The 18418-nt window shown below is 67.1% G+C and carries 12 protein-coding genes and 1 pseudogene; 8 read left to right on the top strand and 5 right to left on the bottom strand.

The annotated features are described in order from the left end of the window. Window positions 1-89 precede the first annotated feature (89 nt). Window positions 90-515 carry a PACE efflux transporter gene (locus tag DIE17_RS23030; protein WP_124485095.1) on the top strand — a complete coding sequence of 142 codons (426 nt, stop codon included), beginning with the start codon at window positions 90-92 and terminating at the stop codon, window positions 513-515. A gap of 137 nt (window positions 516-652) precedes the next feature. On the opposite strand, the gene DIE17_RS23025 is transcribed toward DIE17_RS23030, so the two are convergent. The 4 genes and pseudogenes from DIE17_RS23025 to DIE17_RS23010 all read right to left on the bottom strand — a co-directional run. Further along, window positions 653-1600, bottom strand: a complete 948-nt coding sequence (locus DIE17_RS23025; protein ID WP_124521396.1) for a choline ABC transporter substrate-binding protein — start codon at window positions 1598-1600, stop codon at window positions 653-655. 110 nt (window positions 1601-1710) lie between these two features. Beyond that, on the bottom strand, window positions 1711-2712 hold the full coding sequence (locus DIE17_RS23020) for a GlxA family transcriptional regulator (RefSeq protein ID WP_044844438.1): 1002 nt from the start codon (window positions 2710-2712) through the stop codon (window positions 1711-1713). 117 nt (window positions 2713-2829) lie between these two features. Beyond that, window positions 2830-3726, bottom strand: a complete 897-nt coding sequence (gene choW / locus DIE17_RS23015) for a choline ABC transporter permease subunit (protein WP_044844439.1) — start codon at window positions 3724-3726, stop codon at window positions 2830-2832. Continuing rightward, a pseudogene (locus DIE17_RS23010) lies at window positions 3719-5130 on the bottom strand (glycine betaine/L-proline ABC transporter ATP-binding protein); the annotation flags it as partial. The gene choW and the pseudogene DIE17_RS23010, both read right to left, overlap by 8 nt. Window positions 5131-5487: 357 nt before the next feature. Here DIE17_RS23010 and DIE17_RS23005 point away from each other — a divergent pair. Both DIE17_RS23005 and DIE17_RS23000 read left to right on the top strand, forming a co-directional pair. Then, on the top strand, window positions 5488-8895 hold the full coding sequence (locus DIE17_RS23005) for a DUF2339 domain-containing protein (protein WP_124921310.1): 3408 nt from the start codon (window positions 5488-5490) through the stop codon (window positions 8893-8895). Next, window positions 8892-10244, top strand: a complete 1353-nt coding sequence (locus DIE17_RS23000; RefSeq protein WP_124891645.1) for a DUF3999 domain-containing protein — start codon at window positions 8892-8894, stop codon at window positions 10242-10244. Before DIE17_RS23005 ends, DIE17_RS23000 begins: the two co-directional genes overlap by 4 nt. A gap of 70 nt (window positions 10245-10314) precedes the next feature. On the opposite strand, the gene DIE17_RS22995 is transcribed toward DIE17_RS23000, so the two are convergent. Further along, window positions 10315-11100, bottom strand: a complete 786-nt coding sequence (locus tag DIE17_RS22995) for a GNAT family N-acetyltransferase (protein ID WP_124485091.1) — start codon at window positions 11098-11100, stop codon at window positions 10315-10317. Between the two features lie 322 nt (window positions 11101-11422). Between DIE17_RS22995 and DIE17_RS22990 the strand changes: the two genes are divergently transcribed. The 5 genes from DIE17_RS22990 to DIE17_RS22970 all read left to right on the top strand — a co-directional run. Next, window positions 11423-11728, top strand: coding sequence for an NIPSNAP family protein (locus DIE17_RS22990; protein WP_124485090.1), 306 nt, complete (start codon window positions 11423-11425; stop codon window positions 11726-11728). Between the two features lie 301 nt (window positions 11729-12029). After that, the gene (locus DIE17_RS22985) at window positions 12030-12680 is read left to right on the top strand and encodes an NADPH-dependent FMN reductase (protein WP_044844444.1); all 651 of its coding nucleotides are present in this window, start codon (window positions 12030-12032) and stop codon (window positions 12678-12680) included. A gap of 224 nt (window positions 12681-12904) precedes the next feature. After that, a complete protein-coding gene (locus DIE17_RS22980; RefSeq protein ID WP_006749916.1) occupies window positions 12905-13123 on the top strand; it encodes a hypothetical protein in 219 nt (72 codons plus the stop codon). A 93-nt stretch (window positions 13124-13216) separates the two neighbouring features. Further along, window positions 13217-14119, top strand: a complete 903-nt coding sequence (locus DIE17_RS22975; protein ID WP_124485089.1) for a ferritin-like domain-containing protein — start codon at window positions 13217-13219, stop codon at window positions 14117-14119. Between the two features lie 1135 nt (window positions 14120-15254). Next, window positions 15255-18418: ESPR-type extended signal peptide-containing protein (locus DIE17_RS22970; protein ID WP_260439260.1), on the top strand; the 3164-nt coding region annotated here is incomplete at its 3' end.

Below are 18418 nucleotides of genomic sequence, written 5' to 3'. Positions count from 1 at the left end.
GTCGCGGCACGGCGGCCGCAGCACGCAGCAGCGGCCAACCCGCCGCCCAACCATCGACGAACCAACGACCGTCGAACCGGAGAACCAACGTGCAAGGCCTACCGCGCAGGATCACGCAGGCGGTGCTCTACGAAGCGATCGCCATTTCCTGCATCTCGCCCGCGATCGCGGCGCTCTTCAAGCAGGGTCTGGTCTATTCGGGCGCGCTGTCCGCGACGATGTCGGCGATCGCGCTGCTGTGGAACATGATCTTCAACGCGCTGTTCGAGCGCTGGGAAGCGTCGCGCCGGCAGCCCGCGCGCACGCTCGCGCGACGGATCCTGCATGCGACCGGTTTCGAGGGCGGGCTCATCTTCATCCTCGTGCCGGTCGTATCGTGGTGGCTCGACATCTCGTGGTTCGACGCGTTCGTCGTCGACATCGGGCTGTTCGCGTTCTTCTTCTGCTACGCGTTCGTGTTCCAGTGGGCGTTCGATCGCGTGTTCGACGTGCCGGCGGCGACGAAGGAATCGTGACGAGGTGTTCGCGGGCCGGCTTCGCGCCGATCGACGCGAAGCCCGAAAGCAACGCGGCCCGCCCGCGCGATACGGGAGGGCCGCGTTTCATCACGCCGGCGCGCCGCCTTCGGCGAGCGCGCCGGTCACGTCGACGCTCAATGCACGCCGAGATACGCCTTCACCGCCGGCAGGCCCGGCTTGCCGTCGAGCGTCGTCACGCCGGCCAGCCACTTGTCGAGCGCCTGCGGGTTCGCCTTCAGCCACTCGGCGGCGGCCTTGTTCGGGTCTTCCTTGTTCATGATCGGCAACATCACGTGGTTCTCGATCGACGTCGTGAACTGCAGGTTCGACACGAACTTCGCGACGTTCGGGCAACGCTGCGCGTAGTCCGGCGGCGTGGCCGTCAGCACCTTCGCCTCGCCGTAGTTCGGGCCGAACACGTCGTCGCCGCCGCTCAGGTAGTCGATCTTCATCTGCACGTTCATCGGATGCGGTTCCCAGCCGAGGAACACGATCCACTGCTTGTCGCGGATCGCGCGGTTCACCTCGACCAGCATCCCGGCCTCGCTCGACTCGACCATCTTGAACTTGCCGAGGCCGAACTGGTTGCCGTCGATCATCTTCTTGATCAGCAGGTTGCCGTCGTTGCCCGGTTCGATCCCGTAGATCTTGCCGTTGAGCTTGTCGGCGTACTTCTGGATGTCGGCGAACGACTTCAGGCCGCCCTGGTACACGTAGTCGGGCACCGCGAGCGTGTATTTCGCGCCGGTCAGGTTGGGCGTGGCGAGCACCTTGATCGTGCCGGCCTTCGTGAACGGCTGGATGATCGGGTCCATCGTCGGCGACCAGTAGCCGAGGAACACGTCGATCTGCTTGCTCTTGATGCCCGCGAACGTGATCGGCACCGACGCGATCGTCTTGGTCGGCGCGTAGCCGAGCCCCTGCAGCATCGTCGCTGCAAGACCGGTGGTGGCAGCGATGTCGGTCCAGCCGACGTCCGCGAAGCGCACGTTCTTGCATACGGGCGGGTCGGCCGCATAAACCGCCGACATCGGCGCGGCCATCCCGATCCCGCATACCGCTGCGATCAATTGGCGCTTCATCTGTCTTCTCCTCAAAGTGACGTCGTTTTTCATGGGGGCGGGATCGATGGTTGAAGCCGCGCGCCGCGATCCCGGCGGCGTCGCGGACCGAATGGTTCGCGCGGGTTGCGTCAGCGCCCCGGCAACCGTCGCTCGTAGCTCGGCGCGTGACCGAACTGCGCGCGATACGCCTTGCTGAAGTGACACGGCGAATGGAATCCGCACGTCGTCGTCACGCGCGCGATCGACGCATCCGTCGTGCGCAGCAGGTCGCGCGCGCGTTTCAGCCGAAGCGTGAGGTAATAGTGAGTGGGCGACACGTTCAGGTACACCTTGAACATCCGCTGCAGGTGACGCTGCGACAGCCGCACGAGCCGCGCGAGTTCCTCGAGCGACAGCGGCTCCTCGATGTTCGCTTCCATCAGCCGCACCACTTCGATCAGTTCCGCGCGCGAGAAGCCGACGCGCGCGTCGACGGGGATCGGCTGCGTATCGGTCGAGCTGCGGATGCGTTCGAGGATGAACTGCTCGGACACCTGCGCGGCGAGCTGCTGGCCGAAACGCATGCCGACGAGATTCAGCATCAGGTCGAGCGGCGCGGTGCCGCCGGTGCAGGTGAGCCGGTCGCGATCGACGACGAACAGCTCGTCGGCGAACCCCACCTGCGGAAACTCCGCATGCAGTGCGGACAGGTTCTCCCAGTGCACGGTGCAGCGATAGCCGTCGAGCAGGCCGCCCGACATCAGCGCATACGCGCCGGTGCAGATGCCGCCCAGCGGCAGCCCGCGTTCGGCGAGCGCCGCGAGCGTGTCGCGCGCGCCGTCGTCGACCACCTCGCGGATGTGAATCCCGCCGCACACGATCATCACGTCGGGCAGGTTCGTGTAGTCGAGCGCCTGGGTCGGCCGCACCGCGATGCCGTTGCTGGCCCGCACGGGGGCGCCGTCGAGCGAATAGATCGACCACTGGTAGTGATCGGCACGCCCGACGTAGTTCGCCATCCGAAGCACTTCGACCGCGCTCGAGAACGCGATCATCGAGAAGTGCGGCAGCGTCAGGAAGCCGAAATGGGCAAGGGACGAAACCGGTGAAACGCGAGCGGCGGGCACGGCGGCAGCGGCGGCGGACGTCACATCGAGCTCCTGGCGAACGGTTGAGCAGGTTGCACGCAGCCAGCCCCGTGGCAAACGCCACGGAAGCCGGTATCGAATCGGAAGAGGCGGCCGGAAGTCGAACCGGCCGCCGGTTGCTTACGCTTGCGCGGGCGCGGCCTTCGCGCGGAACAGCTGCTTCAGGCCCGAGAACAGCGGTGCTTTCGCGGTGCCCGGCGCGCGGCCGAAGCTCTCGGTGATGCGGTCGAGAATGATCGCGAGCAGCACGACCGACAGACCGCTTTCGAAGCCGAGGCCGATGTCGAGGCGCTGGATACTTGCGAGCACGTCGTTGCCGAGGCCACCCGCGCCGACCATCGACGCGATGATCACCATCGACAGCGCCATCATGATGGTCTGGTTCACGCCCTGCATGATCGACGGCAGCGCGTTCGGGAACTGCACCTTGTACAGCAGCTGCCACGGCGTGCAGCCGAATGCCTGGCCGGCTTCGACGATCTCGCGGTTCACGTGACGGATGCCGAGGCTCGTCAGGCGCACGGCCGGCGGCATCGCGAAGATCACCGTCGACAGGATCCCCGGCACGCGGCCGAGACCGAACAGCATCGCGGCAGGAATCAGGTAGACGAACGCGGGCATCGTCTGCATCAGGTCGAGGATCGGACGCACGATCGCGGCGACCCACTTGCTCTTCGCGGCCCAGATGCCGAGCGGAATGCCGAGCACGAGGCTGATGATCGTCGACGACAGCGTGAGGCCGAGCGTGATGACCGTCTGATCCCAGAAGCCCGTCGCGAAGATCAGCAGCAGCGACGCGGTGGTGAACAGCGCGAAGCGCCAGCCCACGCGCCACAAGCCGACGCCGATGAAGATCGCCATCATCAGCCACATCGGGATCGCCTGCAGGCTGTGCTCGACGAAGGCGGCGAGACCCTCGATCGCGCGGCCGATCGCATCGAACGTCGCCGCGTCATGATCGAGCAGGTAGTGAACGGACTGGTCGACCCAGGTACCGAGCGGAATCATTTCAGACATGGGAGCCTCGCGAACGCGTGATGGCCTTCAGGATAAGAGCGCGGTCGACCGAGCCGCAGTAGCAGCCGTCGTCGTCGACGACGGGCAGTGCATTCGGGCTCGCGACGACGCGCGCGACGACATGTTCGAGCGACGCATCGCGCCGGATGCTTTCGATCGGCCGCACCGACGGCGTGTCCTGACCGATCGCCTCGCGCGTGACGAAGCCGCGGATCTTGCGTGCGGCGTCGAGCACGAACGCATATTCGGCACTGCCGTTCAGCGTCGCCGCGACGTTCGCGGCGTCGCACTTCGACATGGTCGGCACGGCGCCCGTCTGCATCAGGTCGCCCGCCGTCAGATAGCGGCTCGTGTCGATGCCGTCGAAGAACGCGCGCACGTAGTCGTCGGCCGGGTTCGCGATGATGTCCTGCGGCGTGCCGACCTGCACGAGCCGGCCGCCTTCCATGATCGCGATGCGGTTGCCGATGCGCAGCGCCTCTTCCAGATCGTGCGACACGAACATGATCGTGCGGCGCTGTTCCTTCTGCAGTTGCAGCAGCACGTCCTGCATTTCGCGGCGCTTGAGCGGATCGAGCGCGGAGAACGCCTCGTCCATGATCATCAGCGACGGGTTCACGGCCAGCGCGCGGGCCAGGCCGACGCGCTGCTGCATGCCGCCCGACAGCTCGGACGGCAGCTTGTGCGCGAACGGTGCGAGGCCGACCTGCTCGAGCACCTCCATCGCACGGCGTTCGCGTTCCTTCTTGCCGACGCCCGCGACCTCGAGGCCGAACGCGGCATTCGACACCACGGTGCGATGCGGCATCAGCGCGAACGACTGGAACACCATGCTCATGTCCTTGCGGCGCAGCGCGGTCAGCGCCGAGCGGCGTGCCGACGCGACGTCGAGCCCGTCGATCAGCACCTTGCCGGCGCTCGGATCGACCAGCCGGTTCACGAGGCGGATCAGCGTGGATTTGCCGGAGCCGGACAGGCCCATCAGCACGAATATTTCGCCTTCCTGCACGTCGAACGAAACGTTGTGCACACCGACGACCTGACCGGTACGCTTGAGCACATCGTCTTTCGTTGCGCCGGCGGCGAGCATGTCGAGCGCCTGCTGCGGGTTGCTTCCAAATACCTTGCACAGACCTTCGACTACGACCTTGGGGGCATCCATCGAAACCTTCTCCTCGTGTAGCGGGGACTCACGCGTGTGACTCAACGTGCCTACATAGTTGCCAGAAAAAACCCCGACCTGCCGACGAATTACGACAAACGCTTGCGCAAATACGACACACCCCGCAGCCCCGCCCCACGGGGCGCAGCGCTCGGCGGCCCCCGATTGCGGCGACGCAATACGCGCACAGCCAGCACCGGCGGGCATCGCGGGCGTGACTTGTGCGCAGCAGCGCGACGCGCGAGCGGCGGCGTTTTACGACAACCCGCAAAAACCGCGCGTCGCTTTACGACAATTCCACGTCCGATCGGACCGTCTCGCCTGCCCGGCGCCGGGAAAAAGAATGGTCGTACGAAAACAGGCGCCGCGAACGCGCGGCAGCCATGCTTCGCGGCCCGCCCGCAACCCAGAAAATCCCCCATGGCCATTGTGATACATTCCGGCAAACACGCCGATCGCGACGTCGCCGCGCGCCTTGCGCATGGCGCTGCGCCGGCAGTCCGCGCATGCCGGTTCGCCTGCCGGCCATACGGAAACAGCCTCGATCGCGCCGCGCGACGATCGAAGGACGATAACGAAATGAGAGAGGGAGCAAGGCGATGAATTGGGCTTTTGCCGCAATCGGTTTCATCGTGGGCGGTATCGCCGCATTGTTCGGGGATTTCTCCGCCGCCAACGGCGCGCTGCTCGGTGCGGCGGCCGGGTTCTGCATCGGCTACGCGCTGCAGCAACGCAAGCACACGCACGGCGGTACGCCCCCCGACGCGTTCGCGATTTCCGCGACGCCGCAACCCGCTCCCGTGCCGCTCGCCGATCGCGTCGCGCGCCTCGAAGCGACGGTCGACGCGCTCACGCGCGAGCTCGACTTGCTGCGCGGCCAGCTCGCCGGCGCGAAGGCCGGTGCCGCAGCGACCGGCAGCGCCGCGCAGGTGCCGTCGACGCCTCCCTCCGCCATCACGCCTGCACCCGCCGCGATCCCGCCTCGACCATCCGTGCAGCCTGCGGTCGCGAGCGCCGGCGTGCCGTCGTCGACGTCCGCGCCCGCGCCCGCGCCGGCAGTCGCCACGCGGACGAGCGCCGCACCGGCCGCCGCCGGCGCACCGACGGGTGCGCCCGCATCGACCACGCCGCCCGCCTCGCCCGCCCCGCCAAAGCCCCGCGAACCCGGTATCGCCGAACGCGCGCTCCGCGCCGCGCGCGACTGGCTGCTCGGCGGCAACACGGTCGTGCGCGTCGGCATCATCGTGCTGTTCTTCGGCGTCGCATTCCTGCTCAAGTACGCGGCCGACAACAACATGCTGCCGATCGAATTCCGCCTGGCCGGCACGGCGCTCGCCGCGGCCGCGCTGCTCGCGATCGGCTGGCGCGTGCGTGCGCGCCGCGCGGCGTACGGTCTCGTGCTGCAGGGTGGCGGCATCGGCATCCTGTACCTGACGATCTTCGCCGCGACCAAGCTCTACGCGCTGCTGCCGGTCGGCGCGGCGTTCCCGCTGATGGTCGCGGTGTGCGCGCTGAGCGCGTTCCTCGCGGTGAAGCAGAACGCGCTGCCGCTCGCGTTCATGGGCAGCGCGGGCGGCTTTCTCGCGCCGGTGCTGCTGTCGACCGGCCACGGCAGCCATGTCGCGCTGTTCAGCTACTACGCACTGCTGAACGCAGGCATCTTCGCGATCGCGTGGTTCAAGGCCTGGCGTCCGCTGAACCTGCTCGGCTTCGTGTTCACGTTCACGATCGGCTCGGCGTGGGGCGTGACGGCGTACCGCCCCGCGCTGTTCGCGACCACCGAGCCGTTCCTGATCCTGTTCTTCCTGATGTATGTCGGCATCGCGCTGCTGTACGCGGTGAAACGCGAACTGGCGCTGCGTCACTATGTCGACGGCACGCTCGTGTTCGGCACGCCGATCGTCGCGACCGCGCTGCAGGCGTCGCTCGTGAAGGACATGCCGTTCGGGCTCGCATGGAGCGCGGTCGCGCTGTCGGCGTTCTATGTCGCGATCGCCGCCTGGCTCGCGCGGCGCCGCGATCGTCTCGCGCTGCTGTTCGAAGCGATGCTCGCGCTCGCGGTGATCTTCGCGACGCTCGCGGTGCCGCTCGCGTTCTCGGGCCCGACGACCAGTGCCGCGTGGGCGATCGAAGGCGCGGCGATCGTGTGGGTCGGCGTGCGCGAGAAACGCCTTGCGCCGTTCGGCTTCGGCCTGCTGATGCAGATCGCCGCGGCCGGCGCATTCTTCACGAGCCTGCTCGGCCCGGCCGACACGAACGCGCTGCCGGTGCTCAACAGCGCATACATCGCGATGCTGCTGATCGCGCTCGCCGGGCTGTTCACGGGCTGGTGGCTGCACGGACGCGACGAAGCGCGCGCGTGGCACGCGTGGATGCCGGACGTCGGCGCGGCCGCCGCGGCGTGGGGGCTGCTGTGGTGGCTGAGCGGCGGACTGCACGAGATCCTCGTCTACGCGGGCCGTCACGTCGACCTGCATGCGGACCGGTTCGTCGTCGACGCGACCGCGCTGTTCGCCGCCGGCACCGCGTGGCTCGCGCACGTCGCGCGCCGCAAGCTCGCGTGGCCGATCGCCGAATGGCCGGCACTCGCGCTGACGCCGGTGCTCGCGCTGCTCGCGTTGCGCGCGTTCGATTCGCACGAGGCGCCGCTGTCGGGCATGGGCGCGTTCGCGTGGCCGATCGCCGTCATCGCATGCTATGCGCTGCTGCTGCGGCAGTCGCGCGGCACGGCGGCAGCCGGTCCGGCGGCGAGCGCGGCGGGCGCGGCGGGCGCGGCGGGCACGTTGGCCGTGGCGGCCATCCCCGTTCCCGTGATCGCGCCGTTGCACACGCTGATGTTCTGGACGTTGTGCGGGCTGTTCTCGCTCGAGGGCTTCTGGCGCCTGCGCGCGTTCGTCCCCGAAGGCGCGTGGAGCTGGAGCGCGTGGGCCTACGGCTTCGGCGCGCTGCTTCTGCTGGTGTCGGGCCCCGGCTCGCGCCTGCGCTGGCCGGTCGCCGCGTTCCCGCGCGCGTATCAGGTATGGGGGGCTGCGCCGCTCGCCGCGCTGCTGTGGCTGTGGAGCATCGCCAGCGTGACGAGCGACGGCGATGCGTCGCCGCTGTTCTGGCTGCCGCTGCTCAATCCGCTCGACGTCGCGCAACTGCTGATCTTCGTCGCGTTCGCCACCTGGCTGCGCCGCCTGAAGACGCTCGGGGTCACCTGGCATCCGCTGGCGGCCGACCTCGCCGCGCTCGCGACCGTGTTCCTGTGGTTCAACGCGCTGCTGCTGCGCACGCTGCATCAGCGTTTCCACCTGGCCTACGACATCGACGCCGTGCTGTCCTCGTTCGGCATCCAGCAGGTGTTCATGGTCGGCTGGAGCCTGTTCGCGTTCGCCGGCATGTGGCTGACGCGCCGCAACGGCATCGCGCGCGTGTGCGCGCTCGCGTCGCTGCCGCTGATCGTCGTGATGTGGGCCTGGACCTTCTACGCGAACTTCACGCAGGACGGCGGCAGCTGGGCGCGCATTCCTCTGCTCAATCCGCTCGACCTCGTGCTGGTGGTGGTCTATGCGCTCGCCGCGTCGTGGTTCGTGCGTGCGCGCACGCTCGGCTGGCCGTTCGGCAACTATCGCGTCGAACTGCTCGGCGTGGCCGGCGCAACGGCCTTCCTGTGGCTGAACGCGATCCTGCTGCGCACGCTGCATCACTGGACCGGCGTGCCGTACGCATTCGACGCGATGGCGGAATCGACGCTCGTGCAGGCGTCGGTCTCCGTGTACTGGACGCTCTGCGCGCTCGCGACGATGATCTGGGCCACGCGCCGCGGCTTGCGTCCGCTGTGGTTCGTCGGCGCCGCACTCCTCGCGCTCACGGTGATCAAGCTGTTCCTGTTCGACCTGTCGCACGTCACCGGCATCGAACGCATCGTGTCGTTCATCGGCATCGGCATCCTGCTGCTGTTGATCGGCTATTTCTCGCCGCTGCCGCCGAAGGCCGCGGCCCAACCGGGCGACACCCAACCATGAAACGACTCGCAGCCCTGCTCGGCCTGAGCCTGCTGACGTCGTTCGCGACGGCCGACGGCGCCCCCGGCGCGGAACGCGTCGCGCGGCGCTTCTCGCTCGATCTCGACGGCAGCGCCGCGTATTACCAGCTCACCGTGCCGCAGGCCATCTATGCGGCCAGCCGGCGCGACGATCTCGGCGACGTGCGCGTGTTCAACGGCGCCGGCGAGCCCGTGCCGTATTCGCTCGATGCGCCTGCGGCGGCCGCCGTGCCGCCGGCGCGCACGCCGGTGCACTGGTTCCCGCTGCCGCCCGCGCGCGCCGACGACGGTCAGGCGCCGCTCGGCGTGTCGGTCGCGCCGGACGGCTCGCTGCGCGCGGCCGTCACCGCGCCGGCTCGCGCAAAGCACGCGGCCGATCTCGTCGACCTGTCGCATGCGGACGGCGAGGTCGACGCGCTGCTCGTGCATGTGAGCGACGACAGCTACCAGGGCCGTGTCGCCGTCGAAGCGAGCGACGACCTGCGCAGCTGGCGCTCGCTCGGCAGCACGCAACTGCTGAAGGTCGGCCGCGGCGGCGACCTGCTGGTGCAGGAACGCATCGCGCTCGAGGGCGCGGGACCGCGCTACCTGCGGCTCGACTGGCTCGACGGCGCGCCCGCGATCGGATCGATCGAGATCGAAACGCAACCGCACGATGCGCGCACGGCGGACTCCGCTGCCGTGCCGCGTCAATGGCGCGAAGCCGTACACGTGCGGGCCGGCGGCGCGCCCGGCGAGTATCTGTTCGATACCGATGGCGCCTATCCGGTCGACCGCGTGCGCATCGACCTGCCGCAACCGAATACGGTTGCGCGCGCAACGCTGCAGAGTCGCCCCGACGCGCAGGCGCCGTGGCGCGAGGTCGCCAATGCCGTGCTGTTCCGGCTGCAGGGCAAGGGCGGCGAACAGCGCAACCCGCCGCTGGCGTTTGCATCGAATCCCGATCGCGCGTGGCGAATCATCGTCGACATGCGCAACGGCGGGCTCGGCGGCGGCCAGCCGGCCGTCGCGGTCGGCTGGCATCCGGCCGCCCTGACCTTCGTCGCGCGCGGCATGCCGCCGTTCACGCTCGGTGTCGGCAATGCGTCGCTGCCGTCGTCGGCCGTGAGCCGCGATGCGCTGCTGGTCGGAATGGCGCCGGAGGTACGGCCCGCGCGCGTCGGTGCGGCGCTGCCGGCCTCGGCGGTCGCGCCCGGGCCGGCAGCCGATACGGATGCGGCCCGCCGTTACGTGCTGTGGGGTGCGCTGGTCGTCGCGGTCGGCGTGCTCGGCACGATCGCATGGCGCCTCGCACGCGGCGGCGGCGACACGCCTGCTCGCGACGAGTAGGACCACGCCGGCACACCGGCACGCCGAATCAGGCCGGTGCCGCTCGCACCGTTCGCGCAGTTCACACCGTTCACACCGTTCGCGCCGCGACGCGGCCGTGCGGACGCGGCCGCCACGGCGACGAGCGGCAGCTGGCCGCGCCGGCCGCCCCCATCGCCGGCGAGCGCGTACCGCGACGCGCACGCCAGTCGGCCCGGATCGCCGCGATCGCGCGAAGCGCCCATGATTGCGCCGTCACGACAGGCCGTACGCCCCGCCGCGATGCCGGCGGCATGCGACGCGCGACGCATGCGACGGGACGCCTGCACAGGATCGCGCTGTCATAGCGCTTGCCGGCGAAGCGCACGATATCGACGACGTCGAAGCCCTGGGCCCGGTAGAACGCCAGCAGATGCGACGCGGGATGCGGCGTATCGAGCGCGAGCAGCGAATAACCGCGCAACGCGGCCCACTGCCCGGCAAATGCGAGCAGCGTCGCACCGATCCCGCCGCCTTGCCAGCCGGGATCGACGGCCACCTGGCGCACGCTCGCGACGCCGTCGCGACGGTACAGCGAACACGGCGACGCCGGATCGGTGGCGTAGAGCGTCATCGTGCCGACGACGCGACCACCAGACACCGCGACATGACATTCACCCGCTTCCGCGCGGCGACGCGTGACCTCCTCGGCCTGGTCGACACACGTACAGTTGAGCCCCATCGCGCCGAGTCGCGCGAACGCACGATGCAGCAGCGCGGTGAGCTGCGTGTAGCTGTCGACTGCCGGATCGAAGCGCCGCACGATGACCCGGTCGGCGCGCACGGCAGGCGGCGCGGCGGGTGAACGTTCGGCGATCGTGTTCCGGGATATCGACATGGCAGCGCTCCGTGGTCAGGATGACCGAAGTCTAGGAGCGCGCCGCGAGGCGTCGCAAGAAAAAATGTCGTAAAAAAGACGAGAATTCGAAGCGAGGCGATGGCGCGACGGTGTGCATTTTCATGCGTCCGGCGCCTTCGGTCACGTGGTCGAACACACCGATCGTTGTGCCTGCAAGCAATGCGTGACGCACACTGCGTCGCCGCCCCCATGCCGCGCGATTCCGGACTCGCTATGCCCCGCGCGAGCGCCCCGCATCGTCGTTGACACACCCGGCGACGCGCTCCAGACTCGCTGATCCTCCACCGCACCGCGAGCGCACATGGTCACCTGCTTCCTTCGCTACGTCATCGATCCGTACAAACTCGAGCAGTTCGAAACCTACGGCAAGATGTGGATTCCGCTCGTCGAGCAATTCGGCGGCACGCACCACGGCTACTTCCTGCCTTCCGAGGGCGCGAGCAACATCGCGCTCGCGATGTTCTCGTTCCCGAGTCTCGCCGAGTACGAGCGCTATCGCGAACGCTCGAAGGCCGATCCCGCGTGCCAGGCCGCGTTCCGGTATGCAGAGGAAACACGCTGCATCGTCAGCTACGAGCGCAGCTTCTTCCGGCCGGTGTTCGAGTAACCCCGCGCATCGCGCCCCCTTTCCGGCGCCGGACGAAAAAAAGCCCCGCCTGCATCCGCGCGGCGGGGCCAACCCATGTCAGTAGAGACATTCATGGAGGAGACGGGCCCATCTTATCGAGCGCGGCTCGCCGTCCCAACCATGCATTTCTGCTATCCATCTGCGTCGCCGCGCGCACGCGCGCCCCGCGTGCCTGGCATATCGATAGAACGAAAAGTCGTTTTCAGAGTGGCGGCGGGGTCGTTACCATCTGGTTTTAAGCCTGTGCTTAGCCGGGCAAGCCATCCCCAAGGAGCGCCCTTTGACTGCATTCGATCAACACCGCCGCCCGTTCGTGGTCGGCATCGGCGGCACCACCCGGGCCGCGTCGTCGACCGAGCGCGCGCTGTCGTTCGCGCTGCGCGGCGCGCAAGCCGCCGGCGCACGCACGCGCCTGTTCGACGGCCCGTTCCTGCATACGCTGCCGCACTACGCCCCCGAACACAAGACGCTGACCGACGCGCAGCGAGAACTGATCGACACCGTGCGCGAAGCCGACGCGATCATCATCGCGACGCCCGGCTATCACGGCGGCGTGTCCGGCCTCGTGAAGAACGCGCTCGACACGCTCGAGGAACTGCGCGCCGACGAGCGCCCGTACCTCGACGGTCGCGCGGTCGGCCTGATCGTCACGGCCTACGGCTGGCAGGCCGCCGGCACCGTGCTGACGTCGCTGCGCTCGATCGTCCACGCGCTGCGCGGCTGGCCGACCCCGTTCGGCGCCACCGTGAACACGCTCGAAACGCGCTTCGAGAGCGCCGACAGCTGCTCGGATCCGAAGGTCGTCGCACAGCTCGAGACCGTCGGCTCGCAGGCAGCCGAATTCGCGCTCGCGTTCGCATCGCATCGCGCGGCCACGCATGCCGCGTCGGTCGACGCGCTCGCGCCCGTGCTGAAGATCGCCAACCAGTAATCCCCGCCTCCCCGCAGCCCGCGCCCGGCCGACGACGTTCGCCGCGCGCGGGCTGCGCGCGTCTGGCAGTCCGGCGCGCATCGCAGCGCTGCCGCCTGCTTCATGCCAGCTCCCCACCCCGATAACGATCCGGCCCACCACGTGATTTGCATTGGCCGAAAGATTGGTTCACGCGGGCCGCGGGTTTTCGTACGCTGAAAGCCCGAACCTTCCATGCGCACGCCATGAACCGCACGATCCGTTACAAGGGCTACGAAGTCGCCCCCGCCGCCGCCCGGCTGCCGAACGGGCTGTTCGCCGCGAACCTGACGATCGAGAAGGCAAGCGGCGGCCCGTCGCCGCGCGCCGTATCGTTCGACGCAATCGATTTCTTCTTCGAAGAGGAACACGCGCTCGCGTATGCGTCCCGCTGGGGACGCCTCTGGGTCGATACACAGGCCTGAGCGCGGCACCCGGCAGCAGCAGGGCTGCTCGAAAATGCGCGATTACGGAAGCTATGCAAGAATCTTTCGTCTCGTAATCGCATAACAACAGCCATGTCCGACACGCTGCAGGAAGACCATGCAGCGGCAGATCACGCCATGCGCAACTGGACCTTCGAACGTCAAGGTCCGGTCAGGATCGGTTCCGATGCGCACAGGCAAATGTTCTGCCGCATGCTGCTCGATACGCACAACCCGTACAAACCGGCCGTCATCGACTGGCCGCCGCTCAAGCCCGACGAACTCAAGCGGCTCACGTCGCTGCCGATCTGGGACATCGCCGTGCAGACCGAAGGCCGCGCGTCGATCCGCGTCGCCACCTTCGCCGCAACCGTCGGCGATCCGCTGCTGCGCCGGGCGCTCGAGATGGACGGCGCCGAGGAAGCTCGGCACAAGGTCGTGCTGTCGAAGCTGGTCCAGGCATACGGCATCAAGCTCGCCCCCGAACCGGCCTATCCGGCACCGAAGGACCCCGAGTGGTCGTGGATGGTGACCGGCTTCAGCGAATGCATCGACAGCTTCTTCGCGTTCGGCCTGTTCCGCTCCGCGCAACGCTCCGGCTATTTCCCGCCCGAACTCGTCGACACCTTCGAGCCCGTGATCCAGGAGGAAGGCCGGCACATCCTGTTCTTCGTGAACTGGTATGCATGGTACTGGCGGAGTTTGCCGTGGTGGCGCCGGCCGTGGTTCTTCGCGCGGGTGGCGGCCGTGTGGGCATTCCTGATCCGGGAACGCATCGGCATCGCGCGCGGGATCGATGCGGACGGCGTCGCGCACGACGCGAACTTTCCGGCGACGAGCACTGCCGACATCGGCGATGCGCTGAATCCGCGCGAACTGATCGAACTGTGCGTCAGCGAGAACGACCGGCGCATGGCCGGGTACGACAAACGGCTGCTGCGCCCGATGTTCGTGCCGCGCATGGCGCGCCTCGCGCTGCGATTCATGCGGAAATAAGGCTGCGGCGGCGGGTTGCCGGCGGTGCAGGCCGGCCGCCGGCGCATTGTCCGGGACGATGTACGGCGCCGCCCGGACCGGGTGGCAGAACCGGGGCGCGTTGCCGCGGCTGCCATCCTCATCGCGGTTCCCCCTTGCGGACGAGAACGAACCACATCCCGGCTCGCATCCGGCGATTTGGGTGCGGCATCACGCCAGTCAACGGACACCCATCAGCCTGACGGTGCTCATCCGACGCGCTTGCGTATCGTCTTTCTCTCCCGCGGAATGCCCCCTTGCCAGCGCGGTCGAGTCACCGTGAAGCAGATCCGGCTTTCCTGCTCGCGGCTCCCCGTTGCTCCCCTTCGTTCGCGTCTTCAGCCGTCATCGTGGACGCCCCGCCACCTCATCGCAACGACTCCGGTTGCAAGACTGCCCGGCGCGGGCGATCTGGCACCTCGTCTCCCCCTGCCCCAACCCGTCATATGAAGTACGTCAATTGAACAGATTCCGAAGTGGAATCCCAATCGCCGTACCAATGCACCTGTAGCACTTTTTTACAACTTTGTGAAACGGGCGGCCGGCGAAGGCCCGCCCCACGGGCGCGCGCGGCCGATGAGATGCGCAAACCAGCATAATCAGACAATCTGGAGCTCATGTTTTTTTGATATCCCAGAAAATCAATAAATACAATTAAAAATCCACATCAAATCTCGTATTAATAAATTAACAAGAGTCTCGAATGCATACAAGCCAGTGTCCCGCCAAACATTACAACACAGAAAGGCAAACGTTTGCCGCAAACGTTTGTCGTTTCATTTGTCTTACTTTTTTGGTTACCAAATGTGCGGCAACACACACAAAACCACGTCACAACGTTGATTTTTATGGTTTTTTTCATCCATCACCGCATCCGCACGAGACCTTCACTCCACCTTCCAGTCATTTTCAACTTTCTTACACACCAACAGCTCAAAACACAATCTATTAACCATCTTTTAACTTCCAAAACCTTCGATTTATCACTGTTTGTCAATCTCAAAATATCGCCTCAAATAAACTCCGCCCATCAATTTTAAGATTCGCGCGAGCGCACGGCAGATTCCTCTAACGAAAGAGACCGGTGTGTGGCGTGCATATTTGGAGGTAGTAGGACATGAACCGCACATACCGCTCGATCTGGAACGAAGCCCTTGGCGCCTGGGTCGCGGCATCCGAACACGATTCGGCACGGGGCAAGCCGAACAAGTCCGCAGTTGTGGTCGCGGCCCTCGCGGCGCTGACGATCGGTCTGCCATCGTTCGCCAGCGCGGCGACTTACATCCCCGGGACAGTCAACGGATTCGGACAGTTTTCGCCATCGAGCTGTACGTCCTCCAGCGGCAGCACGGCAGCCGGGCGCATAACCATGGGCGACACCAACTCGTATCCGACCGACGGCTCGGGTACGTGGTCGACCGTGACCGGCTGTAACGCATCCGGCAACAACAATCTCGCCGCGACGGTCTACGGCACCTACTCTCAGGTCACCGGCAAGGGCGGCACCGCCATGGGCTTCCTCAGCTCGGCTGCGTTGTGGGGCACAGCCGCCGGCCTCGAAACCACCGCCAGCGGCGCCGGGTCCACCGCGCTCGGCTTCGGCTCGACCGCGAACGCGCTGAACTCGGTCGCGATCGGCGGCGCGGGCGGTAACGGCACGACGCCGCTGTCCCAGGCAAACTCGACCATCGCATCGGGTGCGGGTGCAATCGCGATCGGCAGTAACGCAACCAAGGGCGCGCAAGCAGCCGCTTCGGACTCGATCGCGATCGGCGGTCAGTCTTCCGTTGCATCGGGCGCCACGTCCGGCGTCGCGGTCGGCCGCAACGCGACTGTCAATGGCGCGTACGGTATTGCACAAGGCGATAGCGTCGTCTCGGGCGCGACAGGCCAGAACGTCGCGATCGGTTCGAGCGGCACGACGGCCAACAGCGCCACGTCAGCGGGCGGTGCCGTCGCAATCGGCCGAGGCCAGGTGGCGACGGGCGACGGCGCGGTCGCGATCGGCGATCCGAACAGCGCAACCGGCACGGGTGCACTGGCGATCGGTGCAAACAACACGTCGAGCGGTTCCGGCGCCGTCGCGCTCGGCAACAGCACCTCCGCAAGCGGTACGGGCGCCGTCGCACTGGGTAACAGCACCACTGCGACCAACAGCTCCGTCGCGCTTGGCAGCTCGGCGACGGCCACGGGCACCAATGGAGCGGTGGCCATCGGCAATGCCGCGACCGCAACCGGCACCGGCGCGATCTCGCTCGGCACCATCGGCAGCTTCGGGGCCAAGTCGCTGGCCACTGGCTCGGACGCATTGGCGCTCGGGAACGGCTCGACAGCCAGCGGCACCGCCGGCTCGGTCGCCGTCGGCGCGGCAGCCGTCGCATCGGGCACCTATGCGACGGCCTTGGGAGCGAACGCGACCGCATCGGGTTCAAACTCGATCGCACTCTCCCAAAACGCTAATGCATCGGCCACAAATGCCATCGCAATCGGCACCGCGTCGAGCGTGACCATCGCGAACTCGGTCGCGCTCGGTAGCAACTCGACGACGATCGCGACGGCAGGCACCACGACCGGCGGCACCGGCCTGGTCAGCAGCTCGACGATCGGCGGCCAGAGCTTCGGTCCGTACGCAGGCGCCGGATCGGCGGGCGGCGTGGTCAGCGTCGGCGCCATCAACGCCGAACGCCGCATTCAGAACGTCGGCGCCGGCCTGGTCAGCGCAGGGAGCACGGACGCGATCAACGGCAGCCAACTGTACGCGGTCGCAACCACGACTATGTCGAACATCACCAGTCTGTCGACGTCGACTTCGACTGGCATCAGTTCGCTGTCCACGGGCCTGAGCTCGACCAATAGCTCGGTTGCATCGCTGTCGTCGTCCACGTCGACCGGCCTCTCGTCGGCGAACAGCTCGATCGGCTCGCTGTCCACCTCGACCTCGACCGGTATCAGCTCGCTGTCCACGGGCCTGAGTTCGACCAATAGCTCGGTGGCTTCGCTGTCGTCGTCCACGTCGACCGGCCTGTCGTCGGCGAACAGCTCGATCGGCTCGCTGTCCACCTCGACCTCGACCGGTATCAGCTCGCTGTCCACGGGCCTCAGCTCGACCAACAGCTCGGTCGCTTCGCTGTCGACTTCCACGTCGACCGGCCTCTCGTCGGCGAATAGCTCGATCAGTTCGCTTTCCACGTCGACCTCGACCGGTATCAATTCACTGTCCACCGGCCTCAGCACGGTCACGACCAAGACCGACAATCTCGGCACCAGCACGGCCTCCGCCCTCGGCGGCGGTGCGAAGTATGATCCGACGACCGGAACGGTTTCCGCTCCGGCGTACACGACGTACAACGCGAATGGCACGACGTCGACCGCCAGCAGCGTCGGCTCGGCGATCGACAGCATCAACAGCCAGGGCATCAAGTACTTCCACGCGAAGTCGACGGCAGCCGACAGCCAGGCGCTCGGCACCGACTCGGTCGCGATCGGCCCGAATGCCATCGCCAACAACACCGGCGACGTCGCACTCGGCAGCGGCTCCGTCACCGACACGCCCCACGCGACGCCAACGGGTACCGTCGGCGGCGTAACCACCACGTTCGCGGGCGGCAACCCGAGCAGCGTGGTGAGCGTCGGCAACGCGAGTACGGCCACCACGCGTCAGATCACCAACGTCGCAGCAGGTCAGATCACGCCGACCAGCACGGACGCGATCAACGGCTCCCAACTCTTCGCGACCAATTCCATCGTGGATTCGCTGTCGACGACGGTGTCGTCGTCCAGCAGCGCAATCTCGTCGCTGTCGACCGGTATCACTTCGTTGTCGACGGGTCTCAGCTCGACCAACAGCTCGGTCGCTTCGCTGTCGACGTCCACGTCGACTGGCCTGTCGTCGGCTAACAGCTCGATCAGCTCGTTGTCCACTTCGACTTCGACCGGCATCAGCTCGCTGTCGACCGGCCTCAGCTCGACCGATAGCTCGGTCGCTTCGCTGTCGACCTCGACGTCGACTGGCCTCTCGTCCGCTAACAGCTCGATTTCGTCGCTCTCGACTTCGACGTCGACCGGCTTGTCCTCGGCAACCAGCTCGATCAGCTCGCTGTCCACCTCGACCTCGACGGGTATCAGCTCGCTGTCGACCGGCCTGAGCTCGACCGATAGCTCGGTCGCTTCGCTGTCGACGTCCACGTCGACTGGCCTGTCGTCGGCTAACAGCTCGATTTCGTCGCTCTCGACTTCGACGTCGACCGGCTTGTCCTCGGCAACCAGCTCGATCAGCTCGCT

The sequence above is a fragment of the Burkholderia sp. Bp9099 genome (assembly GCF_003857805.1).
Lineage (GTDB): Bacteria > Pseudomonadota > Gammaproteobacteria > Burkholderiales > Burkholderiaceae > Burkholderia.
This window is presented reverse-complemented; position numbering and strand designations above follow the sequence as displayed.